Consider the following 25,311-nt stretch of genomic DNA (forward strand, 5'->3'; position numbering starts at 1 on the left):
GGACGCGAAGAACAGCCTAACCGCCGAAAGCTGGACCGATGTGGTCGAGCGCTTCGCCGATGGCGAAACTGATCTTCCTGCGGACGGCGAAGTGTTCGACCTGGACACTGTTCCCGGACACGCCGACGGTGATTGGCCGGCCTGGCCCGCCCGAGAGATGCTCCGCGACGTACCGCAATCGGTTCGTGAGCAATACGGGAAGGTCGAGGACACCATTCATGACGGCGAGTTCCTGCACTTCGACGTGAGCGATGAGGTCGACATCGTGCAGGCTCTACAGGCACACGGTTGGACGTGCGTCCGCGATGATGCCCTGGTCCGCAAAGCGAGTGGCCACTGAATGGTGTGCGCGGACTGCTGAGTTCGCTGTACTTGGCTACACGACTGGTCGATGGGTCTGTCTGGCGGAACGTTCGACGATGTCTTCAACTCCGACTTCGTATACCCGGTGACGACTCCTTGTTCTTCATGACCTGACGGGCGGTCGGAGGCCGCGGCATACTCTCGGACGGGGTCCAAAGCGGCTGTCGGCGAGACTGCCCGGGGCGTCCATCGTCGGCCTGGCTGCGAGATCGGATCGCGTCAGCAACTCGAGCGAATCGGGAACTGCAGGACCATTCCGACCACTTGGCTTGTCGGTATGGCTAGATTGATATTGCAACCTGGTGACGTGAGGATGGGAACCGAACATGTCTGTGACACTGGCCAAGGGTGGGAACGTCTCACTCAGCAAGGAAGCGCCCAGCCTGACGGCTGTCAGCATCGGACTGGGCTGGGATGTTCGCTCGACGAGCGGTGGTGCGTACGACCTCGATGCCAGTGCGATCGCCCTCAACCCCTCCCACAAGGTCCTGAGCGACGAGTTCTTCGTCTTCTACAACAACCTTCGCTCGCCCGACGGCGCGATCGAACACACGGGTGACAACCGAACCGGCGAGGGGGATGGGGATGACGAGAGCATCGACATCGACCTGACGGCGCTCTCGCCCGACGTCGATTCCATCGTGTTCCCGGTGTCCATCCACGATGCCGACGCCCTCCGGCAGAACTTCGGCCAGGTGGTGAACGCGTTCATCCGCGTGGTCGACAAGGCCGATGGCCGCGAGCTTGCGCGCTTCGATCTGAGCGAGGACGCGTCGACCGAGACGGCTATGGTGTTCGGTGAGCTCTATCGCCGTAACGAAGAATGGAAATTTCGCGCGATCGGGCAGGGCTACGTCTCGGGGTTGGCTGGAATTGCCCGAGATTATGGGATCAACGTCTGACGCGGACCTTCGACCTTTCAGATTGACCCGAAACCGAGAGTCCTCCCTGATGACTCCCGGTTCCGACACCATGCCCGGGGTGCGCTCGGGCGCTGAAGAGGATGATAGCCGTGGACCCGTTTTATGAAGTGTTCGCGGGGTGGGCGAGAAAGACCTCGCTCGATTCTGCGATCAAGAGTTTCACCGGCCGGCTCAGCCGAGATGAGCTCGAGTCGTACGTCCAGGAATATCGCAAGCAGGTGACCGGAGTCATCAGCGGTGGCCCGCCCATCATTCACGGCCCACGCGAGCCGTGGTATGCCGGACCGAATGCGTCCGCGGATGTGTACTGGCCTGCGCTCGAGCGGTTCATTCGGGTGGACCTGGCCTGGCCCGATGGCCGGGTGAGCACTTTGGACAGCTCGTCCAACAAGGTCATCGCGTACACGCCACGGCCCAACGAGTCCGACTGGGACTCGAAGGGTTTGGTCGTCGGGTACGTCCAGTCCGGGAAGACGACAAACTTCACTGCGGTCATCGCCAAAGCTGCGGACGTCGGGTACAAGTTCGTCATCGTTCTGTCAGGAATCCACAACGGCCTGCGTAAGCAGACGCAAGAACGCCTGGATGAGCAGCTTCACAAGTTGACACCGACCAAGTGGAAGCAACTGACCAACGCGGACGGCGACTTCAGAGCACCCACCATGCAGTCGACGGCTCTGCTGCACGTCGACGACAGCGGTGTGATCCTGGCCGTGGTGAAGAAGAATGCCGCGGTGTTGAAGCGGCTCGATAAATGGCTTCAACCTGCCGTCAAACAGCGCGCACTCAATGATGTGCCGACACTGATCATCGATGACGAAGCAGACCAGGCGAGCGTCGAGACCCGCATCATCAACCCGCTGATCCGTGGCATCATCGCCAAGCTGCCGAAGAGCACCTACATCGGATACACGGCGACGCCGTTCGCCAACATCCTGATCGACCCGGCTGCCGGCGACCTCTACCCGAAGGACTTCATCCTCAACCTGCCGGAACCGGAGGGTTACTTCGGCACCGAGCGAATTTTCGGCCGGGACGTGGTCGAGGGCGACGAGGCGAACGGCGTGGATTTGGACGGATCGAACATGGTCCGGATCATTCCGCACGAGGACGTCGACGACGTGCGACCTTCCGGCAAGAGTGCCGCCCAGGTGTTTCTCCCGTCGATACCGCCCACTCTCGACCTTGCACTGACCTGGTTCGTCCTGGCCACCGCCGCCCGGCGTGCTCGGGGCGACAAAGGCCACGCGACGATGCTGATTCACACGTCGGTGAAAACGGACATCCACGACCAGTTCCGAGGGCCGCTCAGCGCTTTCGTGTCTGGGCTCGCCAAGAAGTGGGAGACCGGTGATCCCACGGCCGTGCAACGCTTGTCGTCCCAATGGCAGGCCGAAACGTCACTGGTGACGTCCGCGACGTTCGGACTGGCACCGCTCACGTTCGAGGACGTGCGTCCGTTCGTCGGTGAGGTGCTCGGCAAGTGTCGCGTGGTCATAGACAATTTCCGCAGCGACGATCGCCTGGACTACTCCGAGGATGGTCAGGTGGCGATCGCAGTCGGAGGGAACACCCTGAGTCGCGGGCTGACGCTCGAGGGTCTGACGGTCAGCTACTTCGTCAGGGCAGCAGGGGCGTACGACACCTTGTTGCAGATGGCCCGGTGGTTTGGATTCCGCTTTGGTTACGAAGATCTTCCGCGGATCTGGATGACAGAAGAGCTGCGCCAGTGGTTCCGTCACCTGGCCACGGTCGAACGAGAAATTCGTCTCGATATCGATCGCTACGAGTCCGAGGATCTGACACCCACGGAGTTCGGTGTGCGCATCAGGACGCATCCGACTCTGCGGATCACCGCCAAAATGGGCGCGGCGATACCGGCCTACGCGTCGTACGGTGGGCGGCGTGTACAAACCCGATATTTCCGCACTCGGGATGAAGATTGGCTACTCCGCAATGTCGACGCCGCCGACGGACTCCTGTCCCGTGTCAGAACCAAGGGGATCGAACCGAGGACCCTCGACTCCGGGTCCGTCGTGTTCGAGAACGTCGACGCCGACGATGTGCTGAGCTTCCTGGACAGTTACTCCGTGCACCCGGATTCTCCTGATCTCGACGTCGACTTGATCGGCAAATATGTTGCGAAGCAACGTCGTCGAGGCAGTCTCGACATGTGGAATCTCGCAGTCATGGCTGCCAAACCCGGTTCGGAGCGGGGAACCGTGCGTCTCGGCGGGCTGGATTTCGGCCGTATCGTGCGATCGCAGTTGAAGGTGGATGGAGTCGAGCGCTCCGACATCAAGACTCTGATGTCGAAAGACCATCGTGCGGTCGACTTCCTCGACCAGTCTGAGGCGCGGAAGATGAGCGAGAATTCGCTGATGGATGCGCGAGACAAGAACCCAGATGTGCGATCGAAGGGATTGATCCTGCTCTATCCCATCGACCCGATGTCGGAGCCGGACCCGGCGAACTCGAAGTCGAGGGACCCGCTGGACGCGAGAGCCGATGTGATCGGCGTTGCGCTCGTCTTCCCGGGATCGGCGAATGACGACAGCAAGGTCAGTCAGACGTACGTCAGTGTCGATCTCACCGACGCCGAGATCGAGTCGGAAGACGACGAGTTGGTCGCGCTGGTCGGGTCGGACGGTTGAGCCCTGTGAGTTCGACAACGGCGGCTACGTGGTGGTCGCAGCGTGTCGCTGCCGAAGGCTCGACCGCGTCCGAAGGCATTCGTCGGCAATTGGGGAAGCCCAAGCTCGACCCGCTCACCGTGTTGGTCCGTGAAGCGGCGCAGAACAGCTGCGACGCGGCACTGCCCGGTCGCGACGTGGAATTCAACGTGCAGATCCGCGAGTTGTCCGGCAAGAGGCTCGAAGGTTGGCGAAGTTTCTTGCTGCCCGGTCCCGAGGGAGCCGATCTGGGCTTGGTCGAGGAAATGACGACCAAGCCGACCGTCCTCATCATCTCCGATCGCGGAACGACAGGCCTCGGCGGCCCGTTGCGAGCGGACGAGCCTCCTCTCGATGGCGAGAGAGGTGATTTCGTCAAGTTCATTCGAAACGTGGGTGAGCGCAAAGGCGTGGATCTCGGCGGGGGTTCCTACGGCTTCGGTAAGGGAATCCTCTACAACGTGAGCAGGTGCCATGTCATCGTCGCGGACAGTCAGTGTGTCTTTCGCGGCAAAGTTCAGCGCCGACTCATCGGAGCCGCCATGGGCGATGGATTCCAACACGACGGGGTCAGATACACCGGTCGCCACTGGTTGGGGGTGCAGGACGGCGACATTGCACAGGCTTTGATCGACAGGGACGCAGAGGACGTGGCTAACGCGCTTGGGTTGCCGAAATTCGCAGAGGGCCAGACCGGAACGACGGTTGCCATCATTGCGGCCGATCTCGGCGCGGTGAGAACAGGGGATTCCGAGGAATCACGAAATCCGCAGTCCGCAGCGGAGTACATCGCATCGACGATGATGTGGAATCTCTGGCCCAAGATGCTCGACGGTGTGGACAACCGGTTGAAGTGCTCGGTGAAGTTCGAAGGATTTCCGGTGGAGCTCCCTGCCCCGGACCACACGATCGAACTCAGACCGTTCGTCGACGCGTTTCGCAAGCTGTCGCGGGAGGGCGAGTACGACATCCCTCCTCGTCGTGCGAAACCCACGGAGATCGGCAGGTTCGCCAAGGTCGAGTCGATGGCACCACTAGCGAAGCATCCGTTGCTCGCGCTCGCCGCGCCTTTTGCAGGGTCCGCACGGCACTGTGCTCGGATGCGGCAAGCGAACCTGGTTGTGGATTACGTTCCTGGGGAACCGAATCCAAACGAGGCGATTCAGTACGGTGCCGTGTTCAAGTCTGCGGTCGAGGCCGATCGATATTTTGCGGATGCCGAACCGCCCACGCACGACGACTGGGTGACTAGTGGTCTCCACGGCACGGCTCTGGGAGTCATCCGCCTTGCCGCACGGTTCGTGAACGCCAACCTGAAGCCCACTTCGGTAGAGGTTGGCCCAGAGTCGCAACACGACGCCGCGTTGGCTCCGCTCGCGGGACGCTTGGCGGGCTTGGTCGGCGGCGCGACCGAAGGCGCGTCGTCTCCCGGAGCAGCGGGTCGCGAGGGTGGGCATCGCGCGGGACGTGGTTCCAGTGTCCGTAGCTCCAAGCCCAAAGTGGTCGAGGGCCCCGCTCTGGTGGTCACGGACGGGCAAGCGCTGATCCAGGCGACCATCGAGTTGCCGGCCTGGTCCACCACCACGACGGTGACCGCCGAGCCGTTCGTGGTGATCGACGGAGGTATCGAACACCACGCGTCCCTGGATGCACCGGTGGTAGTTGGATGGACGAGCCTGGAAGCGAACGAATTTCGACAGGGCGCTGACCTCAGAGCCGGCCCGCGGGACGAGAGACGGTGGGTTGTCTCGGTCCGTCCGCCGACCGATGCCGTCGTGCGGCTTGCTGTCTCCGTGTCACGGGAGGGGTGAAACATATGACTGACGTGCGCCCGTACCTTGTCCCCAGCGCAGCTACCGTGACGATGTCGCCCTGGGCCCACCTCGTGGAGGGCGAGTGGGAACCTTTGGGCGAGGCAGTGGACAATTGGGACTACCGCTCTGAGCTACGGCTCCGGTGCCGGATCGAGGCAGACGTTCCACGAATCCGAGCCGAAACGCATCTGACCGATGGGTCTCCTCTTGCCTTCCACTTCGGCTGGCGTGCGTCGGATACATATCTTGTCGGTCCCAGTACCCGAATTCCGGTGGTCAACAGGCAGTTCGACGTCGAGATCGAGGTGGACCCACAGTTCGCGGGTACGTCTATCGTGTTGACCCGGCGTCTGGTTCTCGAACGTGACCGTTTGAGTTCGTCGGCCGGCGAAGCCTGCCAAGCGGGGTCCATTCTCTGGAGCGATGAGCAGCCGCTTCGGCTCATGGGCCCTGAGGCCATGTTCCCCACCGAGGTGGTGGACTTCCAGGCATTCGGAATCGATCCTGGGGCGAGTTGGCACCTCGTGATGCCTGCTACGCCGGACGAGCCGGCCATGGGGGCGTTGCTTCTTCTGCTCAATCCGCTCGACACGAAGCTGGTGAAGGCGGTGCAACGCGTGAAGAATCATACGGACGATCAGCTGGCATTGATCGAGAGCATGGAGGAGGGCCTGGTCGACGAGATGGTCCGGTGGTCGTTGGCACACTGGGACGAGCTGGGAGATTGCGACTCAGAATCGTTCGGGGCGGCTGCGCGCGTTCTGACGTCGCGAGTGCTGGACGATCCCGCTTCGTGGACGTCGGAGTCCGTACTGCGTTCGTCGATGGACCTCCGGAGCTCCATCGTTGCCGGGACGCGCGCCATCGGTTTTGGGAGGGCGCTCTCATGACGGAGCTCTGGCCACGACTGGGTCTCGCACCTGCAACGGTCGCTTATCGCAAGCTGGAGGGCGGGCCTGCGCAGATGGCTCGTGCGGCACGAACGAAGCACTCGCAGATGACCTATGCGGCAACCGGTGGTCGACGAATGGGTGAGACTGGGGTTCGCGAACTCACGGACTCGCTGCGTACGATCGCCGAGGACTTCGGGTATCCACACGATGCCGAGGCTGCCGACCTCGTTCGCTTCGATCGAGTCGCCGCAGAGGCCATCCACAGGTCGATGAACATCACGGCGGTCGAGGCCTCCACCCGCGGAGTGTGGTCCTTCCTTGCGATCGTCGCGATGCCGGACATCACGCAATGGCGGTTCCCGAATCGGAACATCGAGCGGTGGATTGCCACGGACTTGACGCGGCACATGTTCTCGCGACTGTGGTGGCAAGCAACCACATTCGTGGTCGTGACAGACGCCGGTAACGACTACTCGCTTCTCCGCAGCCTGTCCGAGAGTGACCTGAATCAGATCACCGAACGGCGGTCCATCGCCGGCATCACGCCTCTCGCCCGATCCATAGCTCGCGTGTCGATCGGCCTCGACTCAGGTGACAGCCGACGTGCGGTTTTCCGCGAAGCTGTTCCTCGGCTCCGGCGGCTGATGGCATTCGTGGATTTCGCCACCTTGTCCGATGATCAGCTCGATGACCGTGTCAGAGCCGTCTTCGGTGCGGCCTCGTCTTCGGTCCATCGTCACGGCTGACGTCGACACACCGTCACGCGTCGAGGCGCTTGATGGATGGCGCATCCCCCGCTCTGGTGTAGCGGACCTGGTGACACCGCGAAGCAGCCTGCCCGGCAGGGATCAAACGGTGTGGCCGACGCAGGACTTATCCATCGGAACGGCGGCCGTACAAATGTGCAGTGTCGCTGCAGCAGTTGCCGGGTCGACGTGCGGCAGTGCTGACCACCCGGACGTAAAGACGGTCGCAAAGATGTTGCAAGACGTATGAATAGACCGGGCAGGCGGTATGGTCGGATTGTCGGGGCCGGAATCAAGGATGGAGTCTGTTGGACACGCTTGACGGGGTGGCGGCGCTTCGATCGCTCGAAACTCATGTAGCTGCTCTCCGGTCGTTGAAGGCCGGCGACCAGCAACCTCCACAGCCTGCGTCGCTTCTGGCAGACCTCGTGGATTCACACGGTGATCTGCCGTTCGGTGTGACGGCAACGTCCGACGGACTCCAGTTCGTTCGACCCGATGTGGCAGCAACCGACACGCCGCCCCCGATGCTGTGGCCTCTGGACGGGCTGGTGGATGAGTCTGAATTGACCGATTGGGGATCGCGACCGCTGGCCGTCGATCTCGGAGAATTACGACGAGAAGCTGTCTTCTACCAGCAGGAGTATGGCGTCGATGTCGAGCGCCTGTTCGCACGATATCGACCTGTGTGGGATCAGTGGGCGATCAGCCAGAGCCGTGCGGCTGAGAGTGCCGAACTTTTCGATGCTCTTCATGAATTGGCCCAGACCAGCGCCACGAAGGTCAAGAATCTCTACCTCTCGGCTTGGCGTTTGACCGTGCCTGAGTACGGTATTGACACCCGTCTGGCTCGCCGACGAGTGAAGCTTGAGATGATTTCGACACGCAATCCGCGTTACGCCTTGTTCGACGATGACGATGAAGGTATTCGTGGCCAAGAGGTCGGCGCGATCGTGCTGGCAGTGGAACCCCATGATGCACTTCACTACGACATGCGGGCGCTGAGCGCACAACTCGGTTCCGCGGACGACTACGCCTTTCGTCCAAGCCTCGTCGAACGCAACGATCTTCCGCTGGGGTCGCATGTCCGGCAGCGCGTGCTCGCTGACATCCGACCCAGGATTCAAGATGGCTTGCGCGCACGGTTCGGTGACGGTGCCGAATGGTCGCTGACGATGAGTCCAGCACTGCTGATCAGCGACCACGACCGGTCAACTACCGAGGACGCCCTCGAGGGCGTCACCGCGCTTCGTGGGCAATTGAGTCGATGGCCAGGAATTGCCACCGCGAGTGAGCGGTTGCTCGAAGGCGCCCCGGGAGCATTGAGTGCCTTGGAACAAGAGTTGGCAAGAATCCTGCACTCGGTCGGCATCAGTGACCCTCTTCCCTCGGGAACGGTCCGCATCAGTGATTCAGCGTTGCCGGTTCCGAGCAAATTCAGGGACCGTCTTCGCGTGCGCGCCGGCACAGTGGACCCGTTACTTCGGTTCCGCGATCGTCGTCGAGCGGCGGCCGCCGCAGCGGCGGAGCAGGCAGCGAGCCAGGTGGGAGTCGATACCCCAGCCACCGTTGCTGTTCCGGATTCGCTCGACGAGTCCGATCCCACATCAGGCTCCTTCACCCTGGACGAACGCCAGCGGTCAGTGGCCGAGGCGTCGCCCTCGGACCGACTGGTGGTTGTCGCGGGCGCAGGGCAGGGTAAGACCGAGGTCGTCGCAGCGCGGTTGGAGCACCTGGCGAGCGAACATGAGCTGTCTCTCTCCACTGAGGTCCTTGTCCTCAGCTTCTCGCGCGCAGCAGTGTCAGCTGTCAGGAAGAGACTGGCGACGCGGGTGCTCGCAGGCGCGGAGATCCGAACGTTCGATTCGTTCGCGAGCAGGGTCATCATCGACGCCGAGCAGGAACCTACGGGTAGTTTCGACGCACGAATCGAGCACGCGACGCGACTGTTGCTCGATGACGACGTCGAGCTTCCGATGCTGGACGATGTCCGGCACGTCGTTCTCGACGAGGTGCAGGATCTGGTAGGGAAGCGCGCGAAATTGGCACTGGCGCTGATCGCGCGGGCAGGTGCTGATGTCGGTCTCACTGCGCTGGGCGATCCCAACCAGGCCTTGTACGACTTCCAGTTGACCGATACCGAGCGTGCCCACCACTCCGAGATCGTGGACGATTTCGGAGACCTGGAGAATGTTCGTGTCACACGGCTCACTCAGAACTTCCGTGCACGGGGTCCTGTTCCTCTCGCCGTCGTGGACCTCGGGCAGCGCCTTCGCACGATGAAGGATGGTGCAGCGGCCCGCGGAGAGGTCGGGTCGTTCGTCGAGGCGCTCCCGCGTGCCGAGGCGGAGACCTGGCTCGCCGACGTCTACCGTGCGGGCCGGACCACAGCTGTCCTCACGAAGACGAACGGTGACGCCCTCCGCGTGTCCCAGCTCCTGACATCATTGAGGGTCCGCCACACGCTCCGCCGGACATCGCAGGAGCAGGGTGCCAGTGCGTGGGTGTCGGAGTTGGCGCGGCTTCTGCCGCGAGTGGTCAACCGGCGTGACGACGTGATCGCAGCGCTCGAGTTCACATCCGTTGCCGATCCGACAGACGCCTGGAATGTTCTCAAGGAAGCAGAAGGCGTCTTCCGTTCCCCCGACGACCTAGACATGTCTCGTATCCGCCGCGTGATCGGGGGATACGGCATCCCGACGGCGTTGATGGCGGACACCACCGAAGACGTGGTCATCTCCACCGTGCATCGGGCAAAGGGACTCGAGTTCGATCGCGTGTTCCTCCTGGACACCGACCACGAGTCCGATCAAGACGATTTCGCGATTGCTCGGCGAAACTACGTGGCGCTGAGTCGTGCTCGGGACGAAGTTCGGCGGTGCGCCCCGAAAACGGCGAAGTCCTGGATGAAAAAGGATCCTGCGCCGCCGGGGCGGTGGATGGAGAAGTCATTCGGCAAGGGCGGCAAGCAGGTGACACGGTCGATCGAGTTCCGCAACGGCGACATCGATACCGACTCGCCCTTTTCCACGGCGGACGCAGCTTCGCCCATGGCCGCACAGGAGCTGTTGGCGTCCGGTCGGGTGACGGGGCTCTCCGTGACCTTGGAACTCGATCGTGAGTGGAGCCATCGAGATGCACCCATCTACCTCGTCAAGGGCGATGATGGAAAGGCCTTCGGCCGTACCAACGAGGATTTCGGCCGGAGTGTCAAGCGACTGTTCACAGTTTGGCAGCACGCCTACCCGATGGTGATGACAGGCGTGACGGTGATGACGGTGGAGTCAGTGACTGGGACGCCAGAGGTGTGTGCTGAAGCTGGACTCGGAGAGTCGGGAATCTGGCTCGCGCCGCGGCTTTCGGGATTGGTGCGCCCGCTATGGGATCAGAAGTGGGACGGAGTGTCATGACGAACATTGGTAACTCGCTGGATTCGATGTATGCCTTCCGGGGCGACATGGTCGAACAACTGGAGAAGGACTTGTTCGGCCCCGGCGGGGGAGAAGGCGAAATCCTCGACGAAGCGCCACTCGACCGATACGTGGTCGGGGTCCTCTGGCCCGCCGAAGAGGCGCTTCAGGAAGAGCCGGAACCCGACAGCGCCGAGTCCGATCCCGTGGACAGTGCAAGCGATACCCCAGTCGCTCAGTCGATGATGCGATACCCCACATCGATGGGACTGACCTTCACTGTCGATTCAAAGCTCGCCGAAACGGTCACGCTTTCCGTTGCCGGCGCTCGTTACATACCGTCGGATATTCCCGACGCCACCCCCGCGGACGGCGGGACACGTCGACGTACCCGGGCGAAGCCGGATACGTGGAGCCGGTTGGCGGCAAATCCCGACGACATAATTCACTCGATTACCGCGCCTGGCACGAAGACACGTGACGTCGCGCCGGGCCTGCAGCTCTACACGCTGACCAGAAAGCCCCGCAACGGCACCGTCACGATCTCCGCAGTCCTACGTAACACCCTCGCGTCCTCCAAAGGTGAACTGCGCGACGCCAATGCGTGGTTTCAGGTCGGCATAACAGTCACCACCGAAGGCGCCGCTCTCGTTGATCGTGGAGCCCCTAACCGTCTCGGTGACGATGCTGATCTCCTCAGTGCCGATCTGATGTATCGCAAGGCGCGTACGTTCGGAATCGGACATGGATGCGCTGTCACATGGGATACCACCGGACAGGTCGTCACCGACCGCATCGAGTCCACGCTGCTGCCGACCTACGAGGTTTCACGGGCTCGCCCTGGATCCGTCGACGATGACGGCATAGATCTGCGAATGTCGACATTGGGTCACGCCTCTTCCGCAGACGTCGTCGCAGGGTTGGAGCGTCTCGTCGAGTCCTACCGCTCGTGGATCGCCGAACGTGAAGCCGCGGTTACCTCGGGCGGAACCGACGTTCCCGAGTCGCTGGAGCCGACAGCATTGCAGCATTTCGCAAATGCACGCGATGCCGCTGACAGGATCGAGGCGGGAATCGCGCTTCTGGAGAATGATCCTGAGGTGTTCGAGGCTTTTCAGCTGGCCAACCAGGCAATGCAGACTCAGCGCGCACGGCAGGTGTGGGTCCGAAACGGCGCGACAGGGCCCATGGACGAGGGCCTCGACCAGACTTGGTACCCCTTCCAGATCGCTTTCGTCCTCTTGAACCTCCCCGGACTCGCTGATGCCGGTCACAATGACCGCGATATAGCTGATCTGCTGTGGTTCCCCACGGGTGGTGGAAAGACCGAGGCGTACTTGGGGCTGGTCGCGTTCATACTTCTGCTACGACGCATCAGGAATACTGAGGCGATCGGTGTGGCAGTGATCATGCGATACACCCTGCGCCTGCTTACGATCCAGCAGTTCGAGCGAGCAACAATGTTGCTGTGCGCTCTCGAGCGAATCCGAATCGGGCACGGTGGCTTGGGGTCCCGGCCGTTCAGCATCGGGCTCTGGGTGGGACGCGGGGGTACCCCCAACACGCACGACGACGTGAAGAAGGCCCTTCGTGCCTTGCGGCAAGGTACTGAAATCACCGAGGCGAATCCCGTCCAGCTGACTCAGTGTCCCTGGTGCGGTAAGGCGATGGACGATTCCAAGTACTCGCTGGTGACCGGACCGGCAGCACGCCTGCGTATCGCGTGTGGCAACACTGCCTGTGACTTCTCCGCCGGTCTCCCCGTCTATGTGGTCGATCAGGACATCTACGAGTACCGCCCTGAGCTCATCCTGGGAACTGTCGACAAGTTCGCGATGATGGCCTGGCGGTCGGACGTTCGAAAGTTATTTGCGCGGGACGGCATCGGCAGTCCGCCTGACCTGATCATTCAGGATGAGCTCCACCTGATCTCGGGCCCGTTGGGGTCGATGGTCGGCCTGTACGAGACAGCGGTCGATGCCGCCTGTTCGGTACCGATCACGGGAACGGATCGCATGTCACGACCGAAGATCGTGGCGTCCACCGCAACGATCAGACGGTCGAGTGCGCAGATCAAGAGTGTGTTCGATCGTGATTCCCGCCAGTTCCCGCCTCCGGGCATCGACCCCGACCAGTCGTTCTTTGCCGAGCCCGCACCGCGGGACGTAGCGGGCACCCGAATGTACGTGGGGGTGATGAGCCCCGGAACCAGTCATGCGACCTTGCTGGTGCGGACCTACGGAGCGCTGCTCCAAGCTGCCAAGGACATCGACGCGGATCCTGCTGTCCGCGATCCGTACTGGACCTTGCTGGGTTATTTCAATAGCCTCCGTGTGTTGGGAAGTGCGCTCCTTCAGGTCGAGGGCGACGTGCGCGAGCGGCTCGGGGTGGTGTCCCGTCGCTCGGGGACAACAGCCAGAAACCTCCAGTCGGCGAACGAACTCACGAGCCGCGTGTCATCGGCCGAAATCCCCCGGCGGCTCAAGAGTCTCGAGCGGACCGTCGACTCGGGCGCCGCAGACGATGTCGTCCTGGCGACGAACATGATCTCGGTCGGGGTCGATATCGACCGCCTCGGGCTCATGACGGTGATGGGTCAGCCTCAGTCCAGTTCGGAATACATCCAGGCGACAAGCCGCGTGGGGCGAAAGTATCCCGGCCTCGTGGTGACCATCCTCAACTCCGCTCGGTCGCGGGACCGCTCACATTTCGAGAACTTCATCCCGTTCCATCAAGCCATGTATCGCGCTGTCGAGGCCACGAGTGCAACTCCCTTCGCAGCACGTGCACGAGATCGCGGGCTACACGGGGTGTTCGTCTCGCTGGCAAGGCTTCTGGTGGACGCGATGTCGGGTGAGGGCGGCGCGGTTGCGGCACCGCAGCACGAGACCGAGCTGCGGGCGCTCATCGACACGATCGAGCGCCGTGTTCTCGCGTCGTCGCCCGACGAAGCAGAAGACACCGTCGAGCAGCTGAACGCGATGATGAAGGTGTGGATCGACGAAGCGTCGTCGCGAGACACGTTGAAATACCAGGATCGGAAATCCGCGATGCACGCGTTGATGGTCGAGCCTGGCGCCGCCCTCACGGACATCGACATCGAGTACAACCAGACCGAGACGCCCTGGCCGACGTTGATGAGTCTTCGCGACGTCGATGCCGAGAGTGCTCTCTACCCGATTCGTATGAGGAGTCATTCATGAGCGTGGCCAAGGCCCGACGGACGCAGCTGCTCAGCACGTACGGGGTGGGCAGCCTGTTTCCTTCGGAGACGACGAGCTACATGATCGCCGGCATCCACGAGTGGAAGCCCCGCGATGGTGACACTATTTCTGAACCGAGATTAGCGCGCAGTCTCGGGGTGTCAGAATTGAAGTCGCCGCCCGCCGGGTCGAAGAACAGGCGCGATGTTCCGGTCATCCGATTCCCCATCACGCAGGTCTGCCCGTCGTGCCGACGGATCGATTCGCTCGTTCGCTTGTCCGGTGACCCGGCAAAGGCCCGGTGCACGTGTGAGAAGCGTACGGAGCTCAGCCCCTTCCGCTTGGTGATTGCGTGTACCCGTGGGCACATCGACGAATTCCCTTACTTCAGGTGGCTGCACAAGGGGCAAGACTCGGGGAGCGATCATACGATGCACCTCCGTGCCCGCGGGCGAACATCATCGTTGGCGGACCTCGAGCTGACGTGCACGTGCGGGGTAGAGCCGCGGTCACTCGATGGATCTGCGGGCCCGAAGGCGCTGGCAGAGTTCGGTGCCTGTCAAGGACATCGACCCTGGTTGGGTCCGGATGCCACGCAACCGTGTGACGAGATTCCGCGTGCTGTGCAGCGTGGTGCCTCCAACGTGTGGCTCCCCGCTGTCAGATCCGCAATCTCCATCCCGCCCTACTCGCAAGCGCTGGCGAAGTTCGTCACCCGGAATTGGGCGTCACTCGAAGACCCCGACGCAGTGAGTCAGGCACTTCTTCAAAGTCTGGCCCGGCACTCTCGCCGTTTTACGGCCAAGGAGATCGAGACCGAGGTCGAACGCCGGCGTGGTGAACAGCTGGATGATCTGCTGACCGAGGCAGCCCTGCGCAAGCAGGAGTACCGCGCACTTCTGGAGGGCCGGGAGCAAGACGGTCTTGACGATGACTTCGTATGCGTCGAGCGTGATGTTCCCGTCGATTTCGAACACATCATCTCGGACGTCCGAAAAGTGACCCGACTGCGTGAAGTTCGCGCGCTCTACGGATTTACCAGGTTGGCTGATGAGACCGGAGAGGAGAACCTCTGCGATCTCTCGCCGGAGAAGACGTTCTGGCTCCCTGCCGTGGAGGTGATCGGTGAAGGGATCTTCGTGTCGTTTCACCGCGACGAGTTGGAGCGTTGGGCCGGTACCACATTCGCTGCAGAAAGATGGGCGATGTTCACCGCCGCGTCCGGGGGAACGTCACCGTGGGAGGATCTCCCCGGTGTCTCGGGGTTGATCGGCGTCGCACTGCACACGTTCGCACATCTGATCATCGATCAGCTCGCGCTGACGGCCGGCTATCCGGCCGCGTCGTTGAGGGAGCGGCTGTACGTCGACGAGGCGATGGCCGGCTTCCTCATCTACACGGCAAGTTCAGATTCGGCGGGAAGCTTAGGAGGCGTTGCCTCGCAGGCGGAGCCGGACAGCTTTGGGCCTGCCCTTCAAGAGGGGCTCACTCGACTGTCGTGGTGCTCGGCTGATCCGGTATGTATCGAATCGAGGGGGTCGGGTTCGGACGCTCTTAACTTGGCAGCGTGCCACGCCTGCGTCCTGTTACCCGAGACGTCCTGTGAACTCGGAAACCGGTACCTTGATCGTGCGTTGCTGTTCGGTACGCCCGAGGATGGACACGAAGATCACGGCCTGTTCAGCGACGTGTTGTTCGCCGGCTGAGCGATGCTCAGTGGAAGGCCCTGTCCCGATTGCGAGTCGACTCGGTGCGCTCGACGATGCGCTCGCGCACTTTGGAGATCGTCTTCCATTTCATCGCTCGCTTGTCCGGATCCATCCCGAACTGATGGATGATGTCGCGAAGCTGCTCGAGGTCGAGCGCAGCGAGTCCTGATTGCAACCCTTCCCTGCCGTCGGTTCTATAGACCTGGAAGGGATCCAATTCCGCCGCGGCGCGCGAGGTTCGTGATCGGGTTGTCGCTGTAGTGGTAGGAGTGGCCACAGCGGGACGGGTGGGTACTTTCGCTTCAGTATTGATGACGCGGCTGGCCGCTACGGTGAGGGCGGCGTCGCCGGCAAGCATCGCGTGTGCGGCCAGACGGGCCATCGTGAGCACCACCAAGGCGGCGTCTTTGTTCGTGGCTGCGAGAGCATCGAGGGCCTCATTGAATTGAGCGCGAGCATCGACGACGGATCCAGGTTCGGTCATGTGTAGATCTTGGCATTCATCATCACGTGCTCGGTCAGGTCGTGCAGAGTCTCGACGGTGTCACCGCCGCCGTAGCGTTTGGTGAGTGTTCGATGGTCGATGTACTCAGCCGCGCCAGCGATCGAGATGGCATCGGGAACCCAAAACGGAATCACGTTCGGTGGACGCTCCGCCGTCGTCCGGTCCTGCGGCGCCGTCGCATCGAAATTCAGTACGGCGTTCTGGAGCGTGCGAATAGTGTCGCGATGCAGGTTGGTGCCTTTGCGGTACTTGGTGATGATAAGCCCCAGCGCCTTCAGGGAATGGCCGGACTTCTCCGTGAACATCGACACCCTCTTCTGAATCTGCGGAATGCCGTAGGTCGAAAGAACGTCGGGAATTGTGGGGATGACGTACGCGTCGGCCAGCATCAGGCCGTTGCGCGTCACGATGCCCATGTTCGGCGGACAGTCGATCAGGATGTAGTCGTAGTTGTGCCCGACCTTGTCGACGGCAGTCTTGAGCACGGACAGTGGCTCCAGTGACTCGGGTTCCTCGTACTGCCACGCAGCGACTTCTTCGGAGATCTCAATCATGTCGAGCGAGGACGCGAGCAGGTCGATGCCGGTGACGCTGGACAGCGGGGACACGTCGCGCTGGATCGCTTCCTCGATGTCGAACGCATGCGCACGAGAATCCAAAGCCTGTTCGAACAGCGCCTTGAGCGTCCGATGAGACTTGTTCAGTTCCTGCCAACGCTCACTACCGATCATCATGGTCGTGAGGTTGGTCTGCGGGTCAAGATCGATGAGCAGGACGCGTTTGCCGAAGCGCCCAGCCATGAACTCCGCGAGCGCGGCCGTCATCGTCGACTTGCCGACGCCCCCCTTGAGGTTGATCGTGGCAATAGCGGTGACCATGATGGTGCTGATCCTTCCGGGATGAGCGTGACGTCCATACCGGACGGTTCGTGAGTGAACCCTACGACGAGCCACCGACACATCGATGGGCGGCCGATCAGAACCCTCCGTGTCGTAAACTCCGCAACCATGGGTGACGACGTCGAGACGCAGCTCGTTCTGTCTCACCATTCCATGATCGATCTCTTCGCCGGTCCGGGCGGTCTCGATGTGGCTGCCGCCTGGGTCGGACTCACCGCGCACGGCATCGAATGGGACGCGGAGGCCAACGCCACTCGCCGTAACGCGCAGCTCGAGACCACGGAGGGCGACGTGAGGGCGTACGGACCCGCGCTCCATGGTGCCGCGACCATCCTGTCCGGCGGCCCGCCGTGCCAGACGTTCACCGTGGCGGGGACGGGGAGCGGCAGGAAAGCCCTCGGCCACATCGGTCACCTGGTGGGGCAGATGGCGAACGACAAGGACATCACGGCGTCGCTGAAGGTATTGGAAGATGAGCGGTCCGGTCTGATCCTTCAACCACTGAAGTGGATCCTCGGAGCCATGGATGCCGGCCACCCGTACGAGGCAGTCGTTCTGGAACAAGTGCAGGCCGCACTGCCGATATGGACGGCGATGAAGCCGGTGCTCGAAGCGCTCGGGTACCACGTCATCTGTACGGTGGTGAGGACGGAGATGTTCGGGGTACCGCAAACTCGACGACGAGCGGTACTGCTGGCCAACCTACGAACGCAGCCGATCACGCCGGAACCGACACACCAGGCTTATCGGATCGGCACCGCCAGGCTCCCGCAGGGAAATACCGAGCCTCGACCGTGGGTCTCGATGAACGACGCTCTCGCAAGGCCGGAGTGGTTCGAGGTCATCTCCAACTATGGGTCGGGTGGCAACCCCGCAGCTCGTGGCCGGCGAACGTGCGAGCAACCCTCGGCGACGGTGACGGGCAAAGTGTCGAGGAACCGCTTGGTCGACCGGAACGGCCGTCCTCTCCCCAGGCTCACAGCGAGGGAGGCGGGCGCGCTTCAGACTTTTCCTCACGACTACCCCTGGGATCTGTCAGGGTGGGCGCAGCAGGTGGGCAACGCCATTCCGCCGCGGCTAGGTGTCCACCTGCTCGCCGCCGTGTTCGGATGCGTGCCTGATCAGGCCACGCTGGATGCGCGTGTTGCAGCGCCGTGGACACCCGAGTCGCAGCCCGCCGTGGCTCTGGTGCACCCTCAGCGAAGGTTGGCGGACGCAAACCTGTTTGAAACGCAGCCTGTTTGAGACCAATGATCGCGCGACAAGGCGGAAGCGGATGAACGGTCCACACGCGTTGACGGCGGCCGCTACGGTGAGTGAATGGAACCGTACCGCCGTACCTATTTCGACACGGTGATGACAGGATCAGCCGGGTGACGTCTGCCTCGGTAACTCGATCTCCTTTCACCGCAGCACCCGGTTCGATCGTCGAGGTGCGAGACGAGGAGTGGCTGGTCACCAAGGTCGAGTCCGTCTCAGACGGGTTCGTCGTCGATGTCATCGGTCTCAGCGAGTTGGTCCGCGATACGTCGGCCCGTTTTGCGACGGGGTTGGACGACATCGTCGAAGTCGAGCCCACCGCTGTCACCATCGAGGCCGATACATCGGAGCGCTTCCGTAGTGCGCGGCTGTGGTTGGACGCGATGGTGCGCAAGACTCCGGTGCCGATTTCCGAGCCCGGCCTGACCACTGCTCATCGCGGTGTCGCTCGCCCACTCGAGTACCAGTACAAGGCGGTTCGCCAGGCTCTGCACCCGGACAAGCTCCGGCCGCGAATCCTGCTTGCCGATGCGGTTGGGCTGGGTAAGACCCTCGAGATCGGGATGATCCTGTCCGAGCTGGTGCGCCGCGGCCGCGGTGATCGCATCCTCGTTGTCACTCCGAAGCATGTGCTCGAGCAGATGCAGATGGAGCTGTGGACACGCTTCGCGTTGCCGTTCGTGCGTCTCGACTCGGCGGGGATTCAGCGGATTCGACAGATATTGCCGGCGACGCGGAACCCGTTCACGTACTACAAGCGCGTCATCATCTCGATCGACACCCTCAAGAGCGATCGCTATCTCGACCACTTGCGCAAGCAGGAGTGGGACGCGGTGGTGATCGACGAATCGCACAACGTCACCAACACCGCTGCGCAGAATAACCGCTTGGCGCGCCTCCTTGCGTCGAAAACCGACGCTCTCATCCTGGCGTCGGCTACTCCGCACAACGGGCGTGAAGAGTCGTTCGCTGAACTGGTGCGGATGTTGGACCCGAGTGCGGTGCTGCCGTCGGGCGAGCTCGATCTGGACCAAGTTGCGCGGCTGGTGATTCGACGACACCGTCACCACCCCGACGTGGCAGGTGAGGTCGGGTCCGATTGGGCCGAACGTCAACCACCTCGCAACATCACTGTTCCGGCCACGGCGGCAGAGGATGCAGTGGCGCGTGAGCTCGAAGACGTGTGGCTGTGGCCAGGAGCCGGTGGGTCACCCTCGTCGAGCACATCACGGCTGTTCCCCTGGGTGCTCGCGAAGGCTTACTTGTCGTCGCCCGAGGCGCTGATACAGTCTTTGACCCAGCGTCGTCGCCGGATGAACATGGACGATGCGGCGGAGAAGCGGGAGGCGAGGGCACTGGACAGTCTTCTCGAACTGACTGCCCAGCAAACCATTCGGCAGTCTGCCAAGTACCAGGCACTCCTTGTGCACCTGAGGGAGATCGGTGTATCGGCGGCCTCGGAGACGCGGGTGGTGGTGTTCGCCGAGCGGGTAGCCACCTTGACAGCACTACATGACGCACTTGCGACAGACTTGCGAATGACCGCGTCCTTGGGTGACGAGGTAGGTCAGGTGACAGTGCTGCACGGCGGCCTCAGCGACGTCGACCAGCAACGCGTGGTGGAGTCGTTCAAGCTCGCTTCGTCGCCGGTGCGGATCCTGGTGACCGGCGACGTGGCATCGGAGGGTGTGAATCTTCATGCGCAGTGCCACCACCTGGCGCATTACGACATTCCGTGGAGCTTGATCCGAATCGAGCAGCGCAACGGCCGCATCGATCGGTTCGGCCAGCGTGAGCGTCCACAAATCGTGACGCTGCTTCTCACCCCGTCGACTCCGCGCTTCTCCGGAGACCTGCGCGTACTGACCCGGCTGGTCGAGCGTGAGCATGAGGCGCACCGAGCGCTCGGCGAATCGTCGTCTCTGATGGGGACATATGACGTGAAGGCCGAGGAAGAAGCGATTCGCAAAGTCCTGGCAGGGGAGTCGACGCTGGACGAGGTGGTGAAGTCCGTCGACGACATTGCTACCGGCGGCGGGATCGAAGGACTTCTCGCCCAGCTCGCACAGGGCGCAGCCACCGAGACCGAGGAGCAGGTACCTGTGACGACCACTGTCGACGGTGCTTCGGGGCTCTACGACACCGATGTCGACTTCCTCTCGGCCGCTCTGGATCAGGTGCTCGGTACCCCCGGTAAGCCTCCTCCGAGCGGTGTTGCGTGGACTCGTCACCAGGGGAGCCTGGCGAGTCTGGTTCCGCCGCGCGACCTAGCGCAGCGGTTGAAAGTACTGCCGCAGTCGTATCTGAAAGCGCGGCGCATCGACGAGCGATTCGTCCTCGCGCTGACCACGTTGAAGGGCGAGCAGGAGCTGGTGGCCGCCAGGTCGGGAGCATCGTCGTCCGCGTGGCCGGAAGCGCACTATCTCGCACCTCTGCATCCCGTGCTCGACTGGGCGTCGGATCGGGTGCTCGCCGAGCTGGGCCGTCGGAGCATCTTAGCGGTGCGCGGCGGCGTGCCGTGGCCGACCGTTCTGGTGCAGAGCACACAGACCAACACCCGCGGCCAGGTGGTGGGTGCCTCGTGGTACACCGTCGGGTTCAGTGATGTCGGTGCGCCGGAGGCCGCGATGATCACGCCTTATCCGTCGTTTGCCGGCGTGATTGCCGCGCTGAACATTGCCGACATCAATGCGGGTGACCTCGACGGTGTCGCGGCTCTGCAACCCTTGGTCGCTGCCGCGGTGCGAGGCGCCGACGCAGCGGCGCAGTTGCAGTCCGACGCGATCGTCGCCGACACTCGTGCACGAATGGACGACTGGATGGCCCGGACTGATCGATGGGAGCGTGAGCGTAGTGCCGCGAAGACGTTCGGCGATCTCATAGCTCGCGCCGACGCGGTCGAGCGCGAGAAAGTAACTGCGGCGAGTATGAATCCGGATCGGCGTCTGGTACGTCCGCTGCTCGTCGTTGTCCCCGTTGGCGACGACGTCTCCGCGTACACCACTGCTGAGGAGGCCGCGAGATGAGTTCGGCTACAGATGCATTCGTTCTCGGAGAAGAATTCGTCAGCGAGCACTACTTCACCACCGACGCCACCTCGCAGTCGTTCCACGCCAAAGTCCTATCCGTGCGCAAGGAATGGGATACCGTCCGAGACGAAGGCCACGCGACACCGCGCACCCGATTCGTCGAGCAACGCGCCGCGTTGTTGCGGACCATGCTTCAGCTCGGGGAGAACTCGGACCGGTCGGTTGTTGCATCCCTCTACGGCACCATCTTGGACGCGCTCGGATACACGGGTGGGTCGCAGTTCGAAGTCGATCGCGTCGGTGCCACCGACACCGAACGTGGCCCGGTTCTCACGGTGAAGGCGCGCGGCCTCGCCGGGCCGGCGCCCCTGGCCATCGTCGAAGCCGCCGCGAACCTGTCTGTAGAGCAGCTGCTCGCCCGCGACGAGAAAAGTTTGCTGACGCCGTTCCGTCCGAACATCGACGAGTCGGAGACGCTGCACTCGGTGGCGAAGACGATCTCGAATCTGGTGACGGACGACGACGGACCCCAGTTCGTCCTCGTTCTCGCTGGTTCGACGGCGCTGCTGACCGCTCGCGGGCGTTGGCCGGAAGGTCGCTATCTGGCAGTCGATATTCGCCTCGTCGCCGAGCGCGCCGACGACAAACGCGGCGGTGAAACGGACCGTGCGCTGGCATGCCTGTCCGCTGATGGGCTGGCCCCCAACGCCGAGGGCGATCTCTGGTGGGCCTCGGTCATCGAGGAATCCGCCAAACACACGGTCGGTGTGTCGAAGGATCTCCGAGAGGGCGTGCGACTGTCCATCGAGATCATCGCCAACGACGTGGTGGCGAGGCGCCGCAACGCCGGCTTCGACCAGCTCACGTCGGTAGAAGCGCGCAATCTGGGAAGCCAGTCGTTGCGTCTGCTGTATCGGGTGCTGTTCCTGCTCTATGCGGAGGCAAAACCGGAGCTGGGCGTTCTCCCGGTCGGTGACCCGACGTATTCGGCCGGCTACAGCCTCGACCGGCTACGCGAGCTCCTTCTCGTCGACCTGGTGACTCCACGCGCGGAACGCGGTACGCACCTGTTCGATTCCTTGGGCCTGCTGTGCCGCAGGGTCGATCAGGGATACGACGGCGGTAGCGAGGCGGCGAGCCTGGCCGAAGGGTTGGTGTTCCGCCGGCTGGAGGCGGACCTGTTCGCGGACAGCGCGATTCCACTCATTGACGAGGTCGGGCTGGGAAACGCGGCGATGCAGCGCGTACTTCGCCACCTGCTGCTGAGCAAGGAAGTCAAGGGTCGGGACCGTGGGTTCATCTCCTACGCGGAACTCGGAATCAACCAACTCGGTGCTGTCTACGAGGGCTTGATGAGCTACTCAGGGTTCCTCGCCGAAGAAACGCTGTACGAGGTGGCAAAGAACGGCGACCCGTCCAAGGGCACCTGGGTGGTACCCGAGCGGCGCATCGACGGTGTGTCACCCGAGGACTACGTCCGTGTCATAGACGAACATTCGGGAGAGTTGGTTCCCGTGCGCCATGAGCGGGGGACCTTCGTGTTCCGTCTCGCCGGCCGCGAGCGGCAGCAGTCCGCGTCTTACTACACCCCGGAAGTACTCACCCGGTTCACGGTGGGACAGGCGCTCGCGGAGCTACTGGATCAAGACGGTGAAACCACGTCCTCTGCTGACATTCTCGCGTTGACGGTGTGTGAGCCGGCGCTCGGATCGGGTGCATTCGCTATCGAAGCCGTACGCCAACTCGCGCGCGAGTACTTGGTGCGGCGAGAGCGCGAGCTGGGGGAGAAAATCGACCCCGAGAAGTATCCGATCGAGCTGCAGAAGGTTAAAGCGTCTATCGCACTTCATCAGGTGTACGGCGTGGATCTGAATGCCACGGCCGTCGAGTTCGCAGAAATCTCGATGTGGCTGGACACCATGGTCCGCGATCTCGAAGCACCCTGGTTCGGGCTAAGACTGCGGCGGGGTAACTCGCTAATCGGTGCGCGTCGGGCCTTGATTCCCGGTGCCGAGTTGCGATCGCGCGGGTGGCTGGACGCCACTCCCGTCGAGATCGGCCTGGCTTATGTCATGCCGGGTGAGCAAATTACGTTCCCCAAGAACGGGATTCACCATTTCCTCGTGCCGACCAGTGGGTGGGGGTCCACGACGGCAGCGAAGGATGCCAAGGAACTCGCTCCCGAGCAACTTGCCCGCGTGAAAGCGTGGCAGAGGACTTTGCGGACCGCTCCCTCTGCCAAGCAGGTGACCACGCTGGTAGGGCTGGCCGCGCGCGTCGAGACGTTGTGGTTGTTGGCGACCCGGCGGTTCGAGATCGCCGAGGCCCAAGTAGCCCGCGACCTGCATCTGTGGGGTGCGGAACCCGCCGAGCATCCGGCAGGGCCGGTAGTGACCCGTGCGGTGATCGAAGCGAGTCTTGCTGACCCCGATGGCGCGTACCGGCGGCTACGTCGCGTGATGGACGGGTGGTGCGCGCTGTGGTTTTGGCCGCTCGTGGACAGTGACGCGACCGTTGACGGGGTAGTTGTTGCGCCGCCGACGATGGCGGACTGGATCGACACGCTGACCGAGCTTCTCGGAACCCCCGTCGCCAAGACCGCTCGCGAGAAGCGCGACGGCCAAATGAATCTCTTTGACATCCGTACCTGGTACGACCTCGACACAGCCGAGGGTTTCGACCGCACGCTGTCCGGAGCACGGCCCGTTGCAGACGTCCGGACGGATCGACCGTGGCTGGCCGTCGCTGAGCGAGTCGCCCTGCGACAAGGCTTTTTTCATTGGGAGCTAGATTTTGCGTCCGTGTTTCGGCGAGGTGGGTTTGACCTCCAGGTTGGCAACCCTCCGTGGGTCCGACCGCGGTCGGATGTCGATGCGCTTCTTTCAGAGGGTGATCCCTGGTTCTCGCTCGCCACGAAAGCAACTCAGGCTGAGTATAAAGCGCGTCGCGTGACTGTGCTAGAAGAACCGAGGATACGAGATCTTGCAGTCGCTGGCACGTCCGAAGTAGCTGCCGTCGCGGCCATTCTAGGGGACCGTCGACAGTATCACCACCTAGAAGGATTGCAACCAGATTTATACCGATGCTTCATGGAGCGCGTTTGGGCCCTCAAATCTCCAAAGGGAATATCGGCTTTGATTCATTTGGAATCTCATTTTACCGACGAAAAGGCGGGGTTACTGCGTGAAGCAACATTTAAACGGCTTCGTCGTCACTGGAATTTTGTAAATGAACTGAATCTATTTGAAATTCAGCACCAAAAAAGTTTCGGTGTCAATGTTTATGGAACACCACGTGATGTCAAATTTTTATCGGCATCTTCAATGTATCAACCAGAGACCGTTCTTCGATCAATGAACCATGACGGTTTAGGTCCGGAGACGGGAATAAAAGATCCAGATGGCAACTGGGATCTTCGACCTCATTCGGGTCGGATCATTGAAGTGGATGACTTGATCTTGGAATCTTGGAAGAACGTGCTCGAAGCGCCCGATGTGCCTTCGCGCCAGACGCGCATGGTCTACTCGGTGAACGCTTCTTCTGCTGCCGTCCTTGAAAAGCTTGCAGCCGCTCCGCGGATCGACAAATTGGGCTTATTTTTCTCCGCCGGCTGGCATGAGAAGAACGACCGTACCAAGGGGTATTTCGAATCGAGTTGGGGCGTGCCGAATTCGTTGGAGGATGTCATCCTTCAGGGCCCCCACATCTATGTCGGGAATCCTGCTTACAAGTCGCCGAACTCGACAATGTTGCACCAGCAAGACTGGACGCCAGTAAACCTGGAGATGTTATCTGCTAATTGGCTGCCGACACCTCGTACAAGCCTGCAGGAAGCAGGGCGCGGTACGACGCTGCTTATACCTCCTGGGATGTGACCAGTAAGGA

General features: G+C 62.2%; 15 protein-coding genes. 12 read left to right on the top strand and 3 right to left on the bottom strand.

Annotation, left to right across the window (positions count from 1 at the left end):
* The 6 genes from RU01_RS23020 to RU01_RS21975 all read left to right on the top strand — a co-directional run.
* Positions 1-340: hypothetical protein (locus tag RU01_RS23020; protein WP_042572912.1), on the top strand; the 340-nt coding region annotated here is incomplete at its 5' end.
* Positions 341-689: 349 nt separating this feature from the next.
* Positions 690-1,265: a TerD family protein gene (locus tag RU01_RS02345; RefSeq protein ID WP_042572913.1), complete on the top strand. Its 576-nt coding sequence runs from the start codon at positions 690-692 to the stop codon at positions 1,263-1,265.
* Between the two features lie 110 nt (positions 1,266-1,375).
* Complete coding sequence (locus RU01_RS02350) at positions 1,376-3,940, top strand: Z1 domain-containing protein (protein ID WP_197074662.1); 2,565 nt, start codon at positions 1,376-1,378, stop codon at positions 3,938-3,940.
* Positions 3,941-4,128: 188 nt separating this feature from the next.
* Entirely contained in the window at positions 4,129-5,769 is a 1,641-nt protein-coding gene (locus RU01_RS02355; protein ID WP_197074663.1) for a hypothetical protein, read from the top strand.
* 74 nt (positions 5,770-5,843) lie between these two features.
* Positions 5,844-6,662: a hypothetical protein gene (locus RU01_RS21970; protein ID WP_156148759.1), complete on the top strand. Its 819-nt coding sequence runs from the start codon at positions 5,844-5,846 to the stop codon at positions 6,660-6,662.
* Positions 6,659-7,411 (top strand): DUF6339 family protein, encoded by a 753-nt coding sequence (locus RU01_RS21975; protein ID WP_156148760.1) that lies wholly within the window; start codon positions 6,659-6,661, stop codon positions 7,409-7,411. Before RU01_RS21970 ends, RU01_RS21975 begins: the two co-directional genes overlap by 4 nt.
* Positions 7,412-8,022: 611 nt before the next feature.
* Here the strand turns inward: RU01_RS21975 and RU01_RS23025 are convergent.
* A complete protein-coding gene (locus RU01_RS23025; protein ID WP_197074664.1) occupies positions 8,023-8,616 on the bottom strand; it encodes a hypothetical protein in 594 nt (197 codons plus the stop codon).
* Positions 8,617-8,865: 249 nt separating this feature from the next.
* Here RU01_RS23025 and RU01_RS21980 point away from each other — a divergent pair, with 249 nt between their 5' ends.
* Genes RU01_RS21980 through drmB form a run of 3 tightly spaced genes read left to right on the top strand, consistent with a single transcriptional unit; the run spans position 8,866 to position 15,730 of the window.
* Positions 8,866-10,821: a UvrD-helicase domain-containing protein gene (locus RU01_RS21980; RefSeq protein ID WP_197074665.1), complete on the top strand. Its 1,956-nt coding sequence runs from the start codon at positions 8,866-8,868 to the stop codon at positions 10,819-10,821.
* Entirely contained in the window at positions 10,818-14,024 is a 3,207-nt protein-coding gene (locus RU01_RS02375) for a helicase-related protein (RefSeq protein WP_042572953.1), read from the top strand. The genes RU01_RS21980 and RU01_RS02375 overlap by 4 nt, the downstream gene beginning before the upstream one ends.
* A complete protein-coding gene (gene drmB, locus RU01_RS02380) occupies positions 14,021-15,730 on the top strand; it encodes a DrmB family protein (RefSeq protein ID WP_042572916.1) in 1,710 nt (569 codons plus the stop codon). The genes RU01_RS02375 and drmB overlap by 4 nt, the downstream gene beginning before the upstream one ends.
* 7 nt (positions 15,731-15,737) lie before the next feature.
* Here drmB and RU01_RS02385 read toward each other — a convergent pair whose 3' ends face one another.
* Together RU01_RS02385 and RU01_RS02390 are read right to left on the bottom strand one after the other, a co-directional pair.
* Positions 15,738-16,217 (bottom strand): hypothetical protein, encoded by a 480-nt coding sequence (locus RU01_RS02385; RefSeq protein WP_052493086.1) that lies wholly within the window; start codon positions 16,215-16,217, stop codon positions 15,738-15,740.
* Positions 16,214-17,116: a ParA family protein gene (locus RU01_RS02390; protein ID WP_042572917.1), complete on the bottom strand. Its 903-nt coding sequence runs from the start codon at positions 17,114-17,116 to the stop codon at positions 16,214-16,216. The genes RU01_RS02385 and RU01_RS02390 overlap by 4 nt, the downstream gene beginning before the upstream one ends.
* A 129-nt stretch (positions 17,117-17,245) precedes the next feature.
* Between RU01_RS02390 and RU01_RS02395 the strand changes: the two genes are divergently transcribed.
* The 3 genes from RU01_RS02395 to RU01_RS02405 all read left to right on the top strand — a co-directional run bounded on the left by RU01_RS02395 (position 17,246) and on the right by RU01_RS02405 (position 25,301).
* Positions 17,246-18,382, top strand: coding sequence for a DNA cytosine methyltransferase (locus tag RU01_RS02395; RefSeq protein ID WP_082042832.1), 1,137 nt, complete (start codon positions 17,246-17,248; stop codon positions 18,380-18,382).
* 188 nt (positions 18,383-18,570) lie between these two features.
* Positions 18,571-21,423 carry a helicase-related protein gene (locus RU01_RS02400; protein WP_197074666.1) on the top strand — a complete coding sequence of 951 codons (2,853 nt, stop codon included), beginning with the start codon at positions 18,571-18,573 and terminating at the stop codon, positions 21,421-21,423.
* Positions 21,420-25,301: a DNA methyltransferase gene (locus RU01_RS02405; RefSeq protein WP_042572918.1), complete on the top strand. Its 3,882-nt coding sequence runs from the start codon at positions 21,420-21,422 to the stop codon at positions 25,299-25,301. The genes RU01_RS02400 and RU01_RS02405 overlap by 4 nt, the downstream gene beginning before the upstream one ends.
* The last annotated feature ends 10 nt before the right edge of the window (positions 25,302-25,311 follow it).

Source organism: Rhodococcus sp. MEB064 (assembly GCF_000834565.1).
In the GTDB taxonomy this organism is placed as follows: domain Bacteria; phylum Actinomycetota; class Actinomycetes; order Mycobacteriales; family Mycobacteriaceae; genus Rhodococcoides.

Bases quoted from the DNA above. Each gene is read 5' to 3' on its own strand.
- RU01_RS21975 (WP_156148760.1), top strand. From the start codon at position 6,659: ATGACGGAGCTCTGGCCACGACTGGGTCTCGCACCTGCAACGGTCGCT.
- RU01_RS02345 (WP_042572913.1), top strand. From the start codon at position 690: ATGTCTGTGACACTGGCCAAGGGTGGGAACGTCTCACTCAGCAAGGAA.
- RU01_RS02395 (WP_082042832.1), top strand. From the start codon at position 17,246: ATGGGTGACGACGTCGAGACGCAGCTCGTTCTGTCTCACCATTCCATG.
- RU01_RS02405 (WP_042572918.1), top strand. From the start codon at position 21,420: ATGAGTTCGGCTACAGATGCATTCGTTCTCGGAGAAGAATTCGTCAGC.
- drmB (WP_042572916.1), top strand. From the start codon at position 14,021: ATGAGCGTGGCCAAGGCCCGACGGACGCAGCTGCTCAGCACGTACGGG.
- RU01_RS02385 (WP_052493086.1), bottom strand. From the start codon at position 16,217: ATGACCGAACCTGGATCCGTCGTCGATGCTCGCGCTCAATTCAATGAG.
- RU01_RS02390 (WP_042572917.1), bottom strand. From the start codon at position 17,116: ATGGTCACCGCTATTGCCACGATCAACCTCAAGGGGGGCGTCGGCAAG.
- RU01_RS02375 (WP_042572953.1), top strand. From the start codon at position 10,818: ATGACGAACATTGGTAACTCGCTGGATTCGATGTATGCCTTCCGGGGC.